This window comes from Roseibium alexandrii DFL-11, assembly GCF_000158095.2.
Classification (GTDB): Bacteria; Pseudomonadota; Alphaproteobacteria; order Rhizobiales; family Stappiaceae; genus Roseibium; species Roseibium alexandrii.
This window is the reverse complement of the sequence record NZ_CM011002.1, coordinates 1,230,088-1,246,832: the sequence shown is the minus strand read 5'-3', so window position 1 is coordinate 1,246,832 and position 16,745 is coordinate 1,230,088. Positions and strand designations below refer to the sequence as shown.

General features: G+C 55.9%; 14 protein-coding genes and 1 tRNA gene. 9 read left to right on the top strand and 6 right to left on the bottom strand.

Annotated features, from left to right (window positions below):
• Window positions 1–149 precede the first annotated feature (149 nt).
• Genes SADFL11_RS05805 through SADFL11_RS05795 form a run of 3 tightly spaced genes read right to left on the bottom strand, consistent with a single transcriptional unit; the run spans window position 150 to window position 5,014 of the window.
• Window positions 150–1,493: a sigma-54-dependent transcriptional regulator gene (locus SADFL11_RS05805; RefSeq protein WP_008195764.1), complete on the bottom strand. Its 1,344-nt coding sequence runs from the start codon at window positions 1,491–1,493 to the stop codon at window positions 150–152.
• Complete coding sequence (locus tag SADFL11_RS05800; RefSeq protein WP_050775940.1) at window positions 1,490–3,370, bottom strand: ATP-binding protein; 1,881 nt, start codon at window positions 3,368–3,370, stop codon at window positions 1,490–1,492. The genes SADFL11_RS05805 and SADFL11_RS05800 overlap by 4 nt, the downstream gene beginning before the upstream one ends.
• Before the next feature lie 30 nt (window positions 3,371–3,400).
• Window positions 3,401–5,014, bottom strand: coding sequence for an FAD-dependent oxidoreductase (locus SADFL11_RS05795; protein WP_008188591.1), 1,614 nt, complete (start codon window positions 5,012–5,014; stop codon window positions 3,401–3,403).
• Between the two features lie 280 nt (window positions 5,015–5,294).
• On the opposite strand from SADFL11_RS05795, the gene fumC reads away from it, so the two are divergent.
• Window positions 5,295–6,692, top strand: coding sequence for a class II fumarate hydratase (gene fumC / locus SADFL11_RS05790; RefSeq protein ID WP_008191559.1), 1,398 nt, complete (start codon window positions 5,295–5,297; stop codon window positions 6,690–6,692).
• Between the two features lie 50 nt (window positions 6,693–6,742).
• Here fumC and SADFL11_RS05785 read toward each other — a convergent pair.
• Window positions 6,743–6,832: transfer RNA gene (locus tag SADFL11_RS05785), tRNA-Ser, on the bottom strand.
• Window positions 6,833–7,721: 889 nt separating this feature from the next.
• Here SADFL11_RS05785 and SADFL11_RS05780 point away from each other — a divergent pair.
• The 8 genes from SADFL11_RS05780 (at window position 7,722) to SADFL11_RS05745 (ending at window position 14,696) form a co-directional block, all read left to right on the top strand.
• Window positions 7,722–8,717, top strand: coding sequence for a septal ring lytic transglycosylase RlpA family protein (locus SADFL11_RS05780; protein ID WP_209002741.1), 996 nt, complete (start codon window positions 7,722–7,724; stop codon window positions 8,715–8,717).
• Window positions 8,718–8,826: 109 nt separating this feature from the next.
• Window positions 8,827–9,945: a D-alanyl-D-alanine carboxypeptidase family protein gene (locus tag SADFL11_RS05775; protein WP_209002740.1), complete on the top strand. Its 1,119-nt coding sequence runs from the start codon at window positions 8,827–8,829 to the stop codon at window positions 9,943–9,945.
• Between the two features lie 85 nt (window positions 9,946–10,030).
• Entirely contained in the window at window positions 10,031–10,705 is a 675-nt protein-coding gene (gene tmk, locus SADFL11_RS05770) for a dTMP kinase (protein WP_008194741.1), read from the top strand.
• A 2-nt stretch (window positions 10,706–10,707) separates the two neighbouring features.
• On the top strand, window positions 10,708–11,775 hold the full coding sequence (locus SADFL11_RS05765; protein ID WP_008189291.1) for a DNA polymerase III subunit delta': 1,068 nt from the start codon (window positions 10,708–10,710) through the stop codon (window positions 11,773–11,775).
• Between the two features lie 90 nt (window positions 11,776–11,865).
• Complete coding sequence (locus SADFL11_RS05760) at window positions 11,866–12,678, top strand: TatD family hydrolase (protein ID WP_008189371.1); 813 nt, start codon at window positions 11,866–11,868, stop codon at window positions 12,676–12,678.
• Complete coding sequence (locus SADFL11_RS05755; RefSeq protein WP_040450450.1) at window positions 12,675–13,517, top strand: MBL fold metallo-hydrolase; 843 nt, start codon at window positions 12,675–12,677, stop codon at window positions 13,515–13,517. Before SADFL11_RS05760 ends, SADFL11_RS05755 begins: the two co-directional genes overlap by 4 nt.
• Window positions 13,507–14,037, top strand: coding sequence for a regulatory protein RecX (locus SADFL11_RS05750; RefSeq protein ID WP_040450452.1), 531 nt, complete (start codon window positions 13,507–13,509; stop codon window positions 14,035–14,037). Before SADFL11_RS05755 ends, SADFL11_RS05750 begins: the two co-directional genes overlap by 11 nt.
• A 311-nt stretch (window positions 14,038–14,348) precedes the next feature.
• Window positions 14,349–14,696 carry a hypothetical protein gene (locus tag SADFL11_RS05745; RefSeq protein ID WP_134852919.1) on the top strand — a complete coding sequence of 116 codons (348 nt, stop codon included), beginning with the start codon at window positions 14,349–14,351 and terminating at the stop codon, window positions 14,694–14,696.
• 10 nt (window positions 14,697–14,706) lie between these two features.
• On the opposite strand, the gene SADFL11_RS05740 is transcribed toward SADFL11_RS05745, so the two are convergent.
• Both SADFL11_RS05740 and SADFL11_RS05735 read right to left on the bottom strand, forming a co-directional pair.
• A complete protein-coding gene (locus SADFL11_RS05740; RefSeq protein WP_008195704.1) occupies window positions 14,707–15,744 on the bottom strand; it encodes a glycosyltransferase family 4 protein in 1,038 nt (345 codons plus the stop codon).
• A complete protein-coding gene (locus SADFL11_RS05735) occupies window positions 15,741–16,667 on the bottom strand; it encodes a UDP-2,3-diacylglucosamine diphosphatase (RefSeq protein WP_008195889.1) in 927 nt (308 codons plus the stop codon). The genes SADFL11_RS05740 and SADFL11_RS05735 overlap by 4 nt, the downstream gene beginning before the upstream one ends.
• Window positions 16,668–16,745: the final 78 nt, after the last annotated feature.

The window sequence follows — 16,745 nt, the reverse complement described above, 5'->3', positions numbered from 1 at the left end:
TAATCAAGTGCGAACGTAGGAAAAGGCAAGCTTACGCGCCCCAAATAAATGATGATTGTCGTTGGGGAAGGGTTATTTGGGTGGAGACGGTGACAAAGCGGTCAAGACGTGTCCCGAATAGGTGACACGTCATCGGTTCAGTTCAGAATTCAGATTTCTTCAGAATAGGCCTTCCGGGAGAGATCGTGCTTCTGCATCTTCTCATAAAGCGCCTTTCTCGAAATCTTGAGCGCCTCATAAGTCTCCTTGATGCTGCCACCATGGGCCGCAAGCGTTGCCGCAATCAAAGCCCGTTCATGTTGGGCCATGTGATCTGCAAGACCGAGGTCTTGGTGTTCAACGCCGCTATGATCATCGCCAGAGGCGAGCCCCAGAACAAACCGGTCGGCCGCGTTGCGCAGCTCGCGGACATTTCCCGGCCAGTCCTGACTGACGACTTTTGCCAAAACACTATCCGGTATTTCTGGAAGCTCCCGCTTGAAGCGGGTTGCCGCGTCTGAGACCAGTTTGGAAAACAGGAGCGGGATATCTTCCCGGCGGGCACTGAGAGGCGGCACGGTAACAGTCACAACATTCAGCCGGTAAAGGAGATCGGACCGGAACCGCTCGGCAGCCGCTTCCGCAACAAGATCCTTTTTAGTGGCTGCGATGAACCGGACATCCAGTTCCACCGGTTCATTTGACCCGAGCCGTGTGACCACACGGTTTTGAATGGCGTGCAGGAGTTTAGTCTGTAGCGGGAGTGACAGGCTGTCGATCTCATCGAGAAGAACCGTTCCACCGCGGGCTGCCTCAAAGCGGCCGGTTCGAGCCCGCATTGCCCCCTGAAAGGCCCCTGCCTCATGGCCGAAAAGCTCGCTTTCAACCAGATTTGCGGGAAGGGCACCGCAATTGATGTGAACAAACGGCATGGATGCGCGTAAACTGGCCTCGTGGATTGCCCGGCTGGCGACTTCCTTGCCAACACCGGTATCGCCCATAATCAGCAAGTCCACATCGGCAGCCGCTACAGCGCTTACCTGATCCCTCAAGGCTCGCATAACCGCGCTGCGTCCGTGCAAAACCCCTTCGACAGCATCCCGTGCACCAACCTCCCGGCGAAGCGAACGGACTTCAACGGTCAAACGGCGCTTGTCCAGCGCACGGCGCACGGTCTCGACCAGGCGGCTCGGCGGGAACGGCTTTTCAATGAAATCATAGGCTCCGTCACGCATTGAACTGACGGCGAGTTCGACATCTCCGTGGCCGGTCACCAGAATAACCGGAAAACTCGGGTCAATTTCCAAAGCCTTGCGCATCAAGGTCAGTCCATCGGTTCCCGGCAAACGAATGTCGGTCACGAGAATACCGCGAAAGTCGCGCGTTACATGCTGCAGCACCTGGTCAGCGTTGGGGAAGCACTCAACCTCAAGCCCTTCGAGCTCAAGGCTTTGTTTGGCAGTGAAACGCAGATGTTCTTCGTCATCGACAAAGAGAATTTTTTGAGTGCTCATTCTGCGGCTGTTTCCTGCGCGCGGGCTTCCAGGTTCTCATTGGCTGTCTCTCCGGCCAGAACAAGTTCAATCGCAAATATGGCGCCGCCCTCATCATGATTGGAAACCCGAAGCGCACCCCCGAAATCCTTGACGATGTTGTATGAGATTGAAAGGCCTAACCCCATGCCTTCGCCCGGCTGCTTGGTTGTGAAAAAGGGGTCGAAAACCTGGCTCATCTCATCTTCCGAGACGCCGGCGCCGTAGTCCCGGACCGACAGCACACAAGTGTCGGCATCTGTTTGAAGTGCAATGTCGATCTGGACGGGTTGCTGTTCCTTCATAGCATCAAGCGCATTCGTCAGAAGATTGACCACAACCTGTTGCAAGCGGATATGTCCGCCCATAACCCAGATCTCTTCATCGGGCTTAGAGAAATTGAGTTTGGCGCCGCTCCCTCGGAGCCTGGGTTGAAGGATCCCAATCGCATCATTGACGATCTGAACCAGAGCGACAGGGCGAACCTTTTCCATCGGCCGGCGCGCAAAATTCCGCAAATGCTTGGAAATTGACGCCATGCGATCTGTCATTTCAGAGATGCGGCTGATGTTTTCCAGGGTCTCGGATGTTCTTTGTCTTTCCAGAAGCTTCAGAGCATTTTCCGCATAAGACTTCACGGCGGCAAGGGGTTGGTTGAACTCATGGCTGAGCGCTGCGGACATCTGACCAAGGGCTGCCAATTTGCCCGCTTGCACCAGCTCAGTCTGGGTTTTCCGCAATCGGGTTTCAGCTGCCTTGCGTTCGGCAACTTCATCCAAAAGCTGAGCATTCGTCCGATTGAGATCCGCGGTTCGCTCCTCAACCCGAACTTCCAGCTGTTCCTGTGCGGCCTGCTGGGTCAATAGCCGTTCAAGAAGCTGCGCGCGACGCTGAATATAAAAAGCGACGGCCAATCCAATCAGCATGATCCCGAGGACAAGGATCAAAACTGCCGCAAAGGCTTGCGTTCTTGCTCTAGTAGCGGAAACCAGGATACGGACGTTCCACCCGGCATCGGAAATGTATTCCGAGCTGCTGATATAGCGATACCCACTTGGTTCATCTTCAATCGTGATGAGATTGAGATCTTCGGTGAGAGGTTCAACCGTATTGACCAGGGGAAGAAGCCCATCTGCCGGGTATTGCCGGTTCGCCTGAATTTCAGCGATCTCGGTTCTTGTCAGCGGACGCAGGGTGCGGAAGTGCCAATCCGGCCGGCTGGCCATGAAGACAACACCGCGGAGGTCAGACACAATGATCTGATGATCTGCATTGCGCCAAGCCTGTTCAAACCCATCAACGGTGAACTTGACTGCGACAACGCCGATGACACGCTCATTGTCCTCAATTGGGGCAGCGAAGAAATACCCGCGTTCCCCGGAGGTCGTTCCAAGCGCAAAGAAACGGCCGGTTCCCCCCTCGAGTGCCTGAGTAAAATAGGGCCGGTAAGCAAAGCTCCGCCCCACAAAGGACAGCTCTTTTTGATAACTGCTGGCAGCGAGCGTCATGCCGGACACATCCATTACATAAACATCTGATGCTTTCAGACGATACGCAGAGAGCCGGAGGTCTTCGTTGACCCGCTTTAAAAGTTCAGGGTCTGTGGGCGACTTCAGGAGAGCAACCAGGCTCGGGCGCTCGGCAATCAGCGAGGGCAGGGGTTCATAGCGCTGCAACGCGCCTTTCAACCCTTCGACAGTCAGTTTCAGGGTTGCTTGTCCCTGCAGGCCGGCCTGTTTTTGAAAATACGTCTCAATGACGGGTTCCGACAACACTGCAACGATCGCGGACAGCAGCACAAACCCGGCGAGCACCCGCCCGGACGTTATCTTGAACAGTTTCGAATGTCGTCTTGGCATTCCAAGAGCTTTCCAAAAAAGGCCTACGCTTCAATTACCTTGCACATGTTGCCATACGTGGGAAATCACAACAGATCCTTCACCAACGGCCGAAGCAACCCGTTTCACCGAACCAGCTCGAACATCGCCAACGGCAAACAGACCGGGACACGATGTTGTATATTGTGATTGTTCGCCAACTTTATCGCCTGTGAGCACGAAGCCGCGTTCATCCAGGTCGCAGGTTTTTGATAGCCAGTCTGTGTTGGGTGCTGCACCCACCATGATGAATGCAGCGGGACAATCCAGGTTCCAAGCCGCGCCGTTCCGGTCGATCACGACTTTCTCCAGCGCGGCGCCTCCTTCCAGCGCCTTGATCTGGGACTTGTAGTGAATTGTTACAGACGGGTCAGCTTCGAGCCGTGAAAGAAGATAGTCCGACATGGACTCCGCCAAACTCTCGCCCCTGATCAACATGTGGACGTGGCACGCCGCCCTGGACAGATACATCGCAGCTTGTCCGGCGGAGTTTCCGCCGCCCACCACTATCACATCAGCGCCGCGACAATAGCGGGCCTCCATGTCCGTTGCGGCATAATAAACTCCCGTACCTTCAAACTCTTCCAGCCTGTTGAGCGGCAATCGGCGATACTGGACACCGGATGCGACAACAACGGCCTTGGCACAGATTTCCTTTCCATTGTCCAACGTGACACAGAATGTCCCATCGGCCCGCCGTTCCAGCTTCTCGGCCCGCCGGGGGCGCAAAAACCGTGTGCCGAACTTGAGCGCTTGCACTTCGCCCCGCCAAACGAGATCTGACCCGGAGATCCCGGTCGGAAAGCCCATGTAATTCTCGATCCTGCTGGATGTCCCGGCTTGGCCACCAATGGCCAAATCCTCAACAAGTACGGCAGAAAGACCTTCGGCTCCGGCATAAACGGCAGCAGCAACACCGGCAGGCCCTCCGCCAACGATGAGAACATCAACGGTCTCATGACATTCAAAATGCTGTGCAAGGCCCAATAGTTTCGCCACTTTGGCGGGTGTGGGTTGATCAACTACTTTGTTTTTCCCGAAAACAACGGCTGGCTGACGGCCGCTGAGCTTGCAGCTCTGCGCGATTTCTTCAGCGTCTTCGGACCCAAGATCAATCATTTGAAACGCGATCTTGTTCCGCGCAGCAAATTCCGCAACCCGCCTGACATCGCGGTCAATATCCGCACCAACAAGCTTCAGCGACGTGTCGTGCTCTTCAACCTGGCGGCGCCGGCGCGCGGCGAAAACCGATATGATTATGTCGGACATCTCGGGTATTCGTGACATGGCCGCAAGCATGTCTTTCCGGGAGACAGAGATTAATACCGTGTCTTCCTTGGCGCGCAACGGTAGCGTGTAAGCCCCGCCACTCAAAAACGAAATTTCTCCGATGAACTGATCCGGTCCAAGTGAGGATGGCAGGTAAGCCTCCCGCGTGTAGGTGTCGATTATCTCGACACTCCCTTCCAGAATATAGAGGAACCGATCCATCGGGTCGCCAACTTCGGCGATCATTGTCCCCGCATCAAAGCGGACTTCCGTTCCCAGATCCCGGATCGCCTGGACATGGCTTTGGTGAAGAGGCGTTCGAGCCATTTCCCTCAAGTCACCAGCAAAGCTTTCCATGTTCAGGTCCTTCGGTTGAAGTTCGGGATTTGCGTGCCTCCAGCACTACCCCCCGAAGACCAACCTTTCAATATGCGGAACGGGTGTCAGTGGTTGTCATCAAAATTCAAAAATCCGAAAACTTCTTTGCGTTTGGGCCAAAGGTTACCGGGATAAAATGGACTTAGGTGGAACGTCGTCCGACGTACACCCCTGAACCATTTTTTGCCCGGTCTCTGGAAACTGTTGACCGGCACGACCAATTTAAACCCGACATATAGTAGCGATAAACGAGGTAATCATGTCTCAGAACGTCCGGACCGAAACAGACTCTTTTGGGGCACTGGAGATACCCGCAGACAAATACTACGGCGCGCAAACGGCCCGCTCCTTGATCAATTTTCCGATCGGTGGCGAGACGATGCCGCGTCCTCTCATCCATGCACTCGGTGTCATCAAGCAGGCGGCAGCTCGTGTGAATGCGGCTCAAGGAAAGCTTGACCCGAAATTGGCGGACGCGATTGAACGGGCCGCATCAGAAGTTGCCGCCGGAAAGCTGGACGATCATTTCCCTCTTGTAGTCTGGCAGACCGGTTCGGGCACCCAGACCAACATGAATGCAAATGAGGTGATTGCAAACCGCGCAATTGAGCTCCTTGGCGGTGTTGTCGGCTCCAAAACACCAGTGCACCCCAATGATCACTGCAACATGAGCCAGTCTTCAAACGACACCTTTCCAACCGCCATGCACATTTCTGCAGCCACGGAAATAAAAGAAAAGCTGCTGCCGGCGCTGGCGCATTTGCAGTCCGCTCTTGAGCAAAAATCCGAAGAGTGGGCGCATATCGTCAAAATCGGCCGGACCCACACCCAGGATGCAACGCCATTGACACTTGGCCAGGAGTTCGGCGGTTACGCCGCTCAGCTTGCCCTTGGAATGGAGCGTGTCACCGAAGGGCTCAACGGGCTTTATGCGCTGGCGCAAGGAGGAACGGCTGTCGGGACGGGCCTTAACACGAAAAAAGGCTTCGACACTGCATTCGCTGCCGAGGTCGCCGCGAACACGGACCTGCCGTTTCACACGGCATCCAATAAGTTCGAGGCGCTCGCAGCACATGATGCCTGCGTTTATGCCCATGGAGCGCTCAATACGGTCGCGGTATCACTGTTCAAGATTGCCAATGACATTCGGTTCTTGGGGTCTGGGCCGCGGTCGGGGCTTGGGGAGCTGTCGTTGCCGGAAAACGAACCCGGATCCTCGATCATGCCGGGCAAGGTCAATCCAACCCAGTGCGAGGCCATGACCATGGTGTGCGCGCAGGTTTACGGCAACCAGTCAACGATTTCGTTTGCCGGAAGCCAGGGGCACTTTGAGCTGAATGTCTATAAGCCAGTGATGGCCCATGCGATGTTGCAGTCGGTCAAGTTGCTGGCCGATGCATCCATCAGCTTCACGGACCGGTGCGTGTCCGGCATTAAGGCAAATGAGGACAACATCACCCGCCTGATGGAACGTTCCTTGATGCTGGTAACGGCGCTCGCTCCCGCGATTGGCTATGACAAGGCCACGGAAATCGCCAAGACAGCCCACAAGAACGGCACATCCTTGCGCGAAGAAGCGCTCAATCTCGGCTATGTATCGGAAACAGAATTCGACGCGCTCGTCCGCCCGGAAAAGATGATCGGCCCAAGCGATTGACAGATATCGGCTTCGTCGTCCGACCTTGTCGCAATAGTCATTGAAAAGAGTGGCGGAGGGGGTGGGATTCGAACCCACGGAACGCTTGCACGCTCGACGGTTTTCAAGACCGTTGCAATCGACCACTCTGCCACCCCTCCGGCGCAGAGCAAGAACCTGAAAGGCTCATGCGAGAGCACCCGTTTCTCCGGTCTTGCCTTCAAAGTCAAGCGGGGAAATCAGAATTCAGGGTGATTGCCCACAAGACTGTCCACCGACAGCCTGTGTCCGCGCGCCTTATGCCGGGCCGAAACACGCGTTCGATAAACTAAATTGAGAAAATTTGGACCGTCCCGGGCGTTGATTAAAATGGCAGCCTGGATGGGGGGCTGTGAGGCCACCATCTTGAGACCAACACCCGGGAGGATCGAAGTGGCCGCCGGTCCAGTGTCGTGGGCAGGGGTCGAACCGGCGGCCTTAAGCTGGAGGTGGGTCCAGCATTGCTTGTGACAGGGCGGTCACCAGCAATGAACACACCTTACGAGGCGGCCCGAATGCACGTTGTGATGTGTGTCACATCCCGGCCATTTGGCGATAAATCTGTACCCGTGATCTTTAAGCAACAAACTGTAACGCTTGTAGATCCACATAATTTGGTCTGTTATTGCAAGTGCTTAAGGCCCACGGTTTTGCTTTTCCGTCAAACGAACCGGTGGAAAGTCTCCGCTGGGATGCGTTCGTCGGCATTGCAGGGTCGACGGGCGGTTTACTTTGAAGTAAGACGTTTGCCGTTACATGGCGTGTGGTTAGGGATGCATCGCGGGGGCAGTGCGTCTACATTTCCGGCAAGTTGCCGGGCACACCTTTGAAACCGGTTGCCGGACGGCCGGATCAATAGTCGCGTGAGCTCAGGGGCTGCCAGCGCGTTGTGAGTAGGATGGCGGGATGCATGGGATCGGCGGGCAGACTTGGCGCTCGAATGACAAGTCTATCGAAGACACTGGCATTATTTCTTCACGAAATGACCGGACGGGCTCTGTGATGCGGCAAATGCGCACTTTTTTGATGGTTGCAGCCGCCGCCGGATTTGTCGCGGCCTGCGGATCCGCACCGCAAGAAAAAGCGAAATTCAGCCCGAAAAAATATGGTGTTAAAGGCAGCCCGAAAGTGGTTGCTGCCGGAAAGCCCGTTCCCAAAGGCGGCGGTCGTTACGTCGTTGGCAAGAAATACAAGATTGCCGGCAAGTGGTATTACCCGAAACACGAGCCGAACTACAAAAATGTTGGGCTTTCATCCTGGTACGGACCGACGTTTCACGGCCGCAAAACTGCGAACGGCGAGGTCTTTGACCGCAACGCTCTGACAGCTGCGCATACTACAATGCCGTTGCCGTCCTACGCCCGTGTCACCAACTTGAACAACGGCCGGTCAATGATCGTGCGGGTCAACGACCGGGGTCCATTCCACGGCAACCGCATCATCGATCTGTCTGAACGGGTTGCGAACATGCTCGACACCAAGAGTGCTGGTGTTGCCAAGGTCAAGGTCGAGTATGTTGGCCGTGCGCCACTTCATGGCCAGGATGAAACCTACCTGATGGCATCGTACAACGGTCCAGGTGCAGTTCAGCCGGGCACCAGTCGTCCGGGCACTTTGATTGCGCAAAATGCTCCGCGCCTTGTTGTTGGTCCAACGCAAGCCCCGCCACCGCGGCCTTACAGGCCGTCTGCAACGCTTGCGTCAGTGGCAACACCGGGAACCACGATTGCAGCTGCGTTTGATCCGGCAATCGCCTTTGAGGCGGGCTCCAACAGTGTTCAGGTGGCAGCAAACAATCGGTTTGAGCCGCAATCGGCCGCCCGTGCGCCGGAAAACGGCGTACTTGGAACGTTGACCGTACCGGATGACCAGGGTCTTACCCCGGGCAGTGCTATCTCCTCCTACATGGCGAACCAGCGTGTGTCGGATGCCCATGAGATGCTGACCTTCGCCTCCGGGTCCGGTTTGTCTTTGAAACTGCTTGCACGCCAGGCAGCTGTTGACTGATTGATCGGGGCTGATGATGCGACGTATCTTCAGCCGCGGGCCGCATATCCCGAATTTGATACGAAAATGCCGGACCGCCCTGACAAGGTGGTCTGCAGCGGTATTGTTGTTGGCTTTTGCTATCGTCGGCGTTCAGGCAGAGCAGCTCACCACCAAGGCCCCCAAAGCGCTTCTTTATGAACCGGCATCTGGCACCGTTCTGTTCGCGAAGGATGCTGACGTTCCCTTCGCGCCGGGTGCTTTGGTCAAGGTCATGACCGCGGCCACGGTCTTCAAGGCGTTGTCGGACGGCGAGCTGACGCAGGATCAACTGTGCACTGTCAGTGAGCACGCATGGCGGACAGGTGGTGCCCCGTCTGGCCGGGGTGCCACGATGTTCGCCGCAATCAAGTCAGAGATCTCGGTCGAGGATTTGCTGAAAGGCCTACTGGTCCACAACGGCAACGATTCTGCCATCATTCTGGCTGAGTGTTTGGACGGCTCCGAGACCGCCTTCGCTGACCGGATGAACGCGCTCGCTGCCGAAATCGGTATGGCGAACAGCAACTTTGGCAATCCAACCGGGTATGAAGAGGCCGTCAGCACCACGACGGTGCGCGATCAGGTGCGTCTTGGCGAATACCTCGTTGAGGAGCATACCGAACGCTATTCGATGTTCGCAATCCCCGAATTCACCTGGAACAATATCTTCCAGCGTAACAAGAACCCGCTCCTTGGCGAAATCCGAAATCTTGATGGGCTTGGTGGCGGCGCACATTCCGAAGACGGCTATTCTGGCCTGGGATCGATTGACCGCAATGGCCGCCGGATCATAGCCGCAGTTGCCGGGCTGACATCAGACAATCACCGCCTGGCCGCCTTGAAAGAAATCTTCGAGGGAACCTGGGAATTTTATGCCGTTAAAACCGTTTTTACAGCCGGAGAGACGGTGGCCGAGGGCCGTGTCTTTGGCGGTGTCGACGGCACTGTCCCGCTAATTTCTGAAGCAGATATTGATGTATTTCTGCCGCGCGGCGGAACCCTGGAATACCGGTTACGCGTTGTCTATCTAGGCCCGCTTGTAGCGCCGATTGCAGCTGGCACCCCTGCCGGAGAACTTCAGGTAATCGGCCAGGACGGCGTGGTTCACAGGGCACCACTCGTCACCGGCGCATCCGTTCCGGAAGGCGGCCTCGTCGGCAAGGCGCTGGACAGCGTGCAAGAACTTCTGTTTGGCTGGATCGGATAACAAATTCCTGAAACCCGCCGGTTGACAAACCCCCGTTCAGCCCGGCAAGGCAAACAGCGGAAAAAGAAAACAGGGCCGGATCCAGGTGCAGGGACACTTTATCAGTTTCGAAGGCGGTGAGGGGGCTGGCAAGTCCACCCAAATTGCCCGGTTGAAGGCTTTTCTTGAAAGTCTGGGTAAGACGGTCATCGTCACGCGGGAACCAGGTGGTTCGCCGGGCGCTGAGAAAATCCGCGCCATGCTCCTGTCCGGTGAAGCCCGTGATCTCGGCCCGCGCGGCGAGGCAATGCTCTTCGCTGCTGCGCGTGCAGATCATGTGGACACGCTGATCAAGCCAGCGCTAGACCGCGGCGATTGGGTCCTGTGCGACCGCTATTCTGATTCCACGTTGGTGTATCAGGGGGAGGCTGGCGTAGATCTCAACTATCTGAGACTCCTGGAAACGGCAGCTGTGGCCGGTGTCCGGCCAGAACTGACAATCCTGATTGATGTGCCGGCCGAACTCGGCCTTGCCAGGGTTCAAGAACGCGCGAAAACAGACACAAGCGGTGGTCCGGATCGCTTCGAGGGCGAGGCTCTTCGTGTCCATGAAGGCCGCCGAAAACGGTTTCTGGATTTGGCTGCGGAAGAAGCTTACCGCTTTGCTGTCATCGACGGGTCGAAGGATTTGGAGGCTGTCAGCGCATCCATTCAATCCGCTGTGGAGGCTGCCTTTCAGGATCAGTTGACCACAGACACCCCGGCGCAGGAGGCCGACTGACCTTGGCGCGCAAGAACGAACCTATTGAGACCCCTGAAGTTGATGCCCTGCCGGGTGTTCCCTTGCCGCACCAGCGCAATGTTTTGATCGGTCATGGTGAGACGGAGACGAGCCTTCTGGACGCTTACCGCTCCGAGCGGCTGCACCACGCCTGGATCCTGGGCGGACCGAAAGGTATCGGCAAAGCAACACTGGCATTTCGCTTTGCCAAGTTTGTTCTGGCGCATCCGGACCGGTTTGGGCCGCAAGCGGCGATGGCTCAGGATCTCAGTGTTCCGGAAGACCATCCTGTCGTCCGGCAGGTCGCCGCTGGCGGGCATCCGAACATCTTGCATTTGCGCCGGCCATGGGATGACAAGGGCAAACGGTTCAAAACCGATCTTCCTGTTGATGAGGTTCGGCGAACCGTCAGCTTCTTCGGAACAACCGCATCAGCGCGGGCCTGGCGGGTCTGTATTGTCGACGCTGCGGACGATATGAATGCAAGCTCTGCCAATGCTTTATTGAAAATACTTGAAGAGCCACCTGAGCGGTGTTTGTTCCTTGTCTTGAGCCATGCGCCTGGCCGATTGCTCCCCACTATAAGGTCCAGATGCCGCCGGTTAGACTTGGCTCCGCTCTCTGAAACCGACATAGCCAACGGCCTGCGCGATCTTGCTGGACACGCGATCCCGGATGCGAGCGGGCTATCTGAAATCGCTCGGACCGCCGATGGCAGCTTAAGAGCCGCATTGACCCTCTTGGCAGGCGATGGTTTGGCGATTACCCAAGGCACAAGGAAACTGGCGGAGGCCGGCAGTCAGATGGATCTGAAAGCCCTCCACGCCTTGTCTGATTTGGTGGCCGCCCGCGGTCAAACCGACAACTGGGAAAGTTTCCAGCACGTCGCAGAAACCTGGCTGCATGGTCAAATGCGCGGGTCGATTGCAGCCGGCACCGGCGCCGCCTATGCCTATGTGAAACTCTGGGAAGGCACACGAAAAGCGATCGCTGAATCTGATGCGCTTAATCTCGACCGCAAACAGGTTGTTCTGGATTTCTTTTTAAAACTCCGGTCCGTGCGGACATAACTTGCGTAAATTTGATGTCTGGTTTTTCGATCACCAGCACCGTATGTACCTCTTTGAAAACACCACCTGAAGCGTTCAGAATGGCATTCCATGATTGTTGACAGCCACTGCCACCTTGATTTTCCAGACTTTGACGGTGAGCGCGACGAGCTTATTGCCCGGGCAAAAGAAGCGGGCGTCGAGTTGATGGTGACGATTTGCACACATGTCCGCAAGTTCGATCAGGTGCGCGCCATCGCTGAAGCCTACCCGGAGGTTTACTGTTCTGTCGGCACCCATCCGCACAATGCAGGCACCGAACGCGGTATCCCGGTCGATGAGATCGTCAAACTGGCCGAGCATCCGAAAGTTGTCGCCATTGGTGAAGCTGGTCTCGACTACTTTTATGACAAGGCGCCGCGGGACGCGCAGGCAGAAGGCCTGCGGATCCATATCGAGGCAGCGAGGCAGACTGGTTTGCCTTTGGTCATTCATTCCCGCGATGCGGATGACGACATGGCGGCGATCCTGCGCGAGGAAATGGGGAAGGGAACCTTCCCTGCGTTGCTCCACTGTTTCTCGTCTGGCCGCGATCTTGCTCTGACCGGAATTGAACTTGGCCTCTACGTATCGTTCTCCGGCATCCTGACGTTTAAAAAATCCGAGGAGTTGCGCGACATCGCCCGGGAGTTGCCGGCCGATCGGCTGCTTGTGGAAACCGACGCCCCTTACCTTGCCCCCCAGCCGCGACGCGGCAAACGAAATGAGCCGGCTTACACCGCAATGACAGCGGCAGTTTTGGCGGAGGTTCGCGGCGTGAGCGAGGAAGAAATCGCCAGACAGACCACAGCAAACTTCTTCCGTCTTTTCAAAAAAGTACCGAAGCCAGAAAGTGTTTCGAACGAAGTAGCGGGCGCAGCATGAGTGTCCGACTGACCATCCTCGGTTGCGGGTCTTCCGGCGGCGTTCCACGGATCGGGAACGACTGGGGAAAATGCGATCCTAAGGAGGCTAAGAACCGCCGGCGGCGCTGTTCACTACTTGTGGAAAAGTTTGGGGATAACGATTGCACAACGGTGTTGATCGACACTGGCCCGGACCTGCGCGATCAGCTTCTTGGTGCCAATGTTCAGCGTATGGACGCCGTGCTTTACACCCATGCACATGCTGACCATCTTCACGGGATTGATGATCTGAGGGCGTTCATGGTCCGCGATCGGCGGCGGATCCCGGTCTACATGGATATCGCGACATTCGACAAGGCGATGGCCGCATTCGGCTATTGTTTCGAAACGCCCAAAGGCTCCAGCTATCCGCCAATTCTCGATCGGCATGCTATGACGGCGGGGACGCCGGTTGTGATCGAAGGACCCGGCGGTGCGATTGAGTTTTTGCCGGTCGAAGTTACTCACGGTGAAATCAATGCCCTTGGGTTTCGGATTGGAAACACGGCCTATGTCCCCGATGTTTCAGATATTTCCCGTGAAAGTTTCGATCTTTTGACCGGGTTGGATCTGCTCATTTTGGATTGTTTGCGCCGCAATCCGCACCCCAGCCACTTCAATTTGGACGACGCGCTCAGCTGGACAAAGGACCTTGCGCCCAAACACGCGATTTTCACCAATCTTCACAACGATTTGGATTATGAAACGCTGAAAGCTGAGCTGCCGGATGGCATCGAGCCGGCTTTTGATGGTCTTCAAGTTCTGATCGACGGTGCATTGGCGGAAACCATGCCCAGGATCGCGGCGGATGCCGGCTGAACGGCGATACAAGATCCCGACAGAAGACCGATTGACCCGGTCGGCCGTTCATTATCTTGAGCGGTACGCGAGTACCGAGGCCAATTTGCGAAGAGTGCTTGAGCGCAAGGTTTCCCGCGCGTGTCATGCGCTCGATTTGCCGCCGGATGAGTATCGCGACCTCATCGAAACGATCGTCGCGAAATGCGTCCGCAATGGCATGGTCAATGACCGCGGGTTTGCGGAGATGAAACTGGCGAGCCTTCGGCGCAAGGGTCAGTCGAAGAAAAAGATCGAAGCCCAGCTGCGGGCCAAAGGCGTTCCAGTACACATCATCGAAGTTGTCGTTGCCGAAGATACGTCGGAAGATCGCACAGCCGCGATCGCCTATGCAAAGCGCCGACGGTTCGGACCGTTCCGTGATCAGGCTAAACGGGATGACCGGCGCTTAAAAGACATCGCTGCGATGTGCCGCGCTGGTTTTGATTACGAGACCGCTCGTCATATCATTGACGCAGACCTGGACGTTCTCTGCGCTTAGATCCTGAGCGTGGTTTGTTTCAATGTGCGATGCGGAGGTGATGACTGCAAACCAGTGTCGATATCACACGATGAGAATTTACGTTTCAAAGTGTCCGGTTGGACCGTAACTCCGCTGTTTCTGTGGCTATAATAAATATTCCATAATATTGATTATGCGTATTTTGCTACGATGTAGCTGAACTGATGTGCTAATGGATGCAGATCCCTCCACATACGCACTTGCCAATTATGCTGAATGGTCCGCACACCGTCTTCTTGCGTATCCAGAGCATGTCTTTCAATCGCACCACGACATTGGATGGAATGGTCATGATGATAAGATCGCTTTTGGTTGCCCTGCTGCTTTTGGGTTCGCTGCCTAAAACGGCCGTCGCGAACACGCTCACAGCGCGCGAAATACAGAACGAGATGTTGAACAGGACGATTGTCACGCACCGGTTCGGGATGCGGGTCACGATGCGCTATTTGCCAGGCGGCGTCGTGTCGGCCAAGGCGCTTCTTGGTTCAGTCGATGGAACCTGGCGGGCTCGCGGAAACCAGATCTGCTCGACTTTTCCCAGAGGACCAGCGAAAGGTACAAGCTGTGTCAGTTTCAAGCGGAATGGTGACAAAAGATACATCAGCTCAGAAGGTGTCCGTTTCCGGGTAGTCGACTAGACTACAAAGATCAAACAACCGATCCGTTTTGACGATGCGCAGCGTCTGCTGTGGCGGCATTTTGTAAAAATTGCTCTGTGCAGACCGCCCAGCTTTGGTTGAGGGCCGTAGCGCGGCAAACATCCCTGGGGATGTCGAGCGCGGCCAAAGCAGCTTCCCGCAGATCATCAGATAAAATCCCTGCTCCGCTGTCCCCGATGACATCCACCGGCCCCATTACGGGATACGCCGCAACCGGAACTCCGCATGCAAGGGCTTCTAAAAGCACCAGTCCGAAGGTGTCAGTCCGGGATGGGAATACAAACGCATCGGCGCTGGCATAATGCCGCGCCAGATCTTCCCCGGTTTTGGATCCGGTAAAATGGACATCTGGATAGTCCCGCTTAAGGGTTTCCAGCTGCGGTCCGTCCCCAACGACAACCTTGGAACCGGGCAAATCCAGATCCAGAAATGCGGAAATGTTTTTTTCGACCGAAACCCGGCCGACATTCATGAAAATTGGCCTCGGGAGATCGGCAGGCAGGACACTGCCCTCATAGGGTTTGAAGATGTCTGTATCGACACCGCGGGACCACCGCATCAGGTTTTGAAACTTGCGGTCCCGAAGGCTGGTTTCCAACTCGTCCGTCGCGACCATGCACCCGGATGCGGAATTGTGAAACCGCCGGAACCAGGCATAGAACGGCGTTTTGGGGAGCGGTACGCGAGCCGCAACATATTCCGGAAACCGGGTGTGATAACTTGTTGTAAAAGAGCGTTTTTCCTTGCGAGCGACCTTTGCCGCAAGAAGTCCCAACGGGCCTTCAGTCGCAATATGAATGTGGTCGCAGTCGAAGTCCTTGATGCGCTGACCAACCCTGCCCCTTGTGGTCAGCGCCAGCCGGATTTCCGGATAGGTTGGACACGGTATTGTGGTGAAGCCGTTCGGGGTCAGGTACTCAACGCGAATGCCGCGGTTTTCCAGTTCCCGAGCCGTATATTCCAAGGTGCGGACGACGCCATTGACCTGAGGATGCCAGGCATCCGACACAAAAAGCAGTGATTTCATGCAGCGACGGTCCGCTCTCTTTCAAGTTTTCCGGCCGGTTTCAAGGCCGTTCTTCCGCCTGAATTTCCAGCGTCAGGATGCGCGCCGCTGGCCCGCCAGCGAATGATCTCCAGAACGCCGTCATGGCTTTCAACGATGGCCGTGCAGCTTTCCACCCAGTCACCGGTGTTCAAATACCGCGTGCCGTTCATTTCCTGATCGGTCGCATGATGAATATGACCGCAGATAACGCCGTCCAAACCACGATTCTTGATATCCATGGTCACTTCACGCTCAAACGCGCTGATGACGTTGACGAACTGTTTGACATGCTGTTTGGCAAAAGCCCCGAGCGACCAGTAATTCAAGTCAAATTTCCGGCGGACAATGTTCACCCATGTGTTTGTCCACAGGGCAAACGCATAGAACCGGTCTCCCAAGAAGGCAAGCCACTTTGCGTTCTGCACGATCAGATCGTACTGATCTCCATGGAGCACGAGATACTTGTATCCGGCCGCAGTCTCGAACTCCGCGGTTTCCGTAAACTCGACACAGCCAAACCGAAGCGGCTGGGTGTCTTTCAAGAATTCGTCGTGATTTCCAGGCAAATAGATGATTTTGGTGCCTGCCCTGCCGCGCGCCAGCAGTTCATCGATCACGGCTTGATGGCTTTCCGGCCAGTATCTTTTGCGCTTCAACCGCCAGCCATCGATGATGTCGCCGACCAGGTAAATCGTATCGGCGTGGTGCAGCGCCAGAAAATCCAGCAAAACATCCGCCTGGCACCCGCGGGTCCCAAGGTGAATGTCAGACAAGAACAAGGTTCTTAAGTGCCTTATCCGGTTTTCGGTGTCTGCGGTATGCTTGCGAATGAGCCTGTCTCCCGGAAAGCGCGACGGCAAAGTATTTTCCGGAATACGAACCTGCGCAAGCCTTGGATGCATTGCAGCAACGTTTTACCGCTTAGATTTACAGCAACACTGCAGGCAGTGCGTTGGGAACCTTGTTCCGGTCATAAAGAA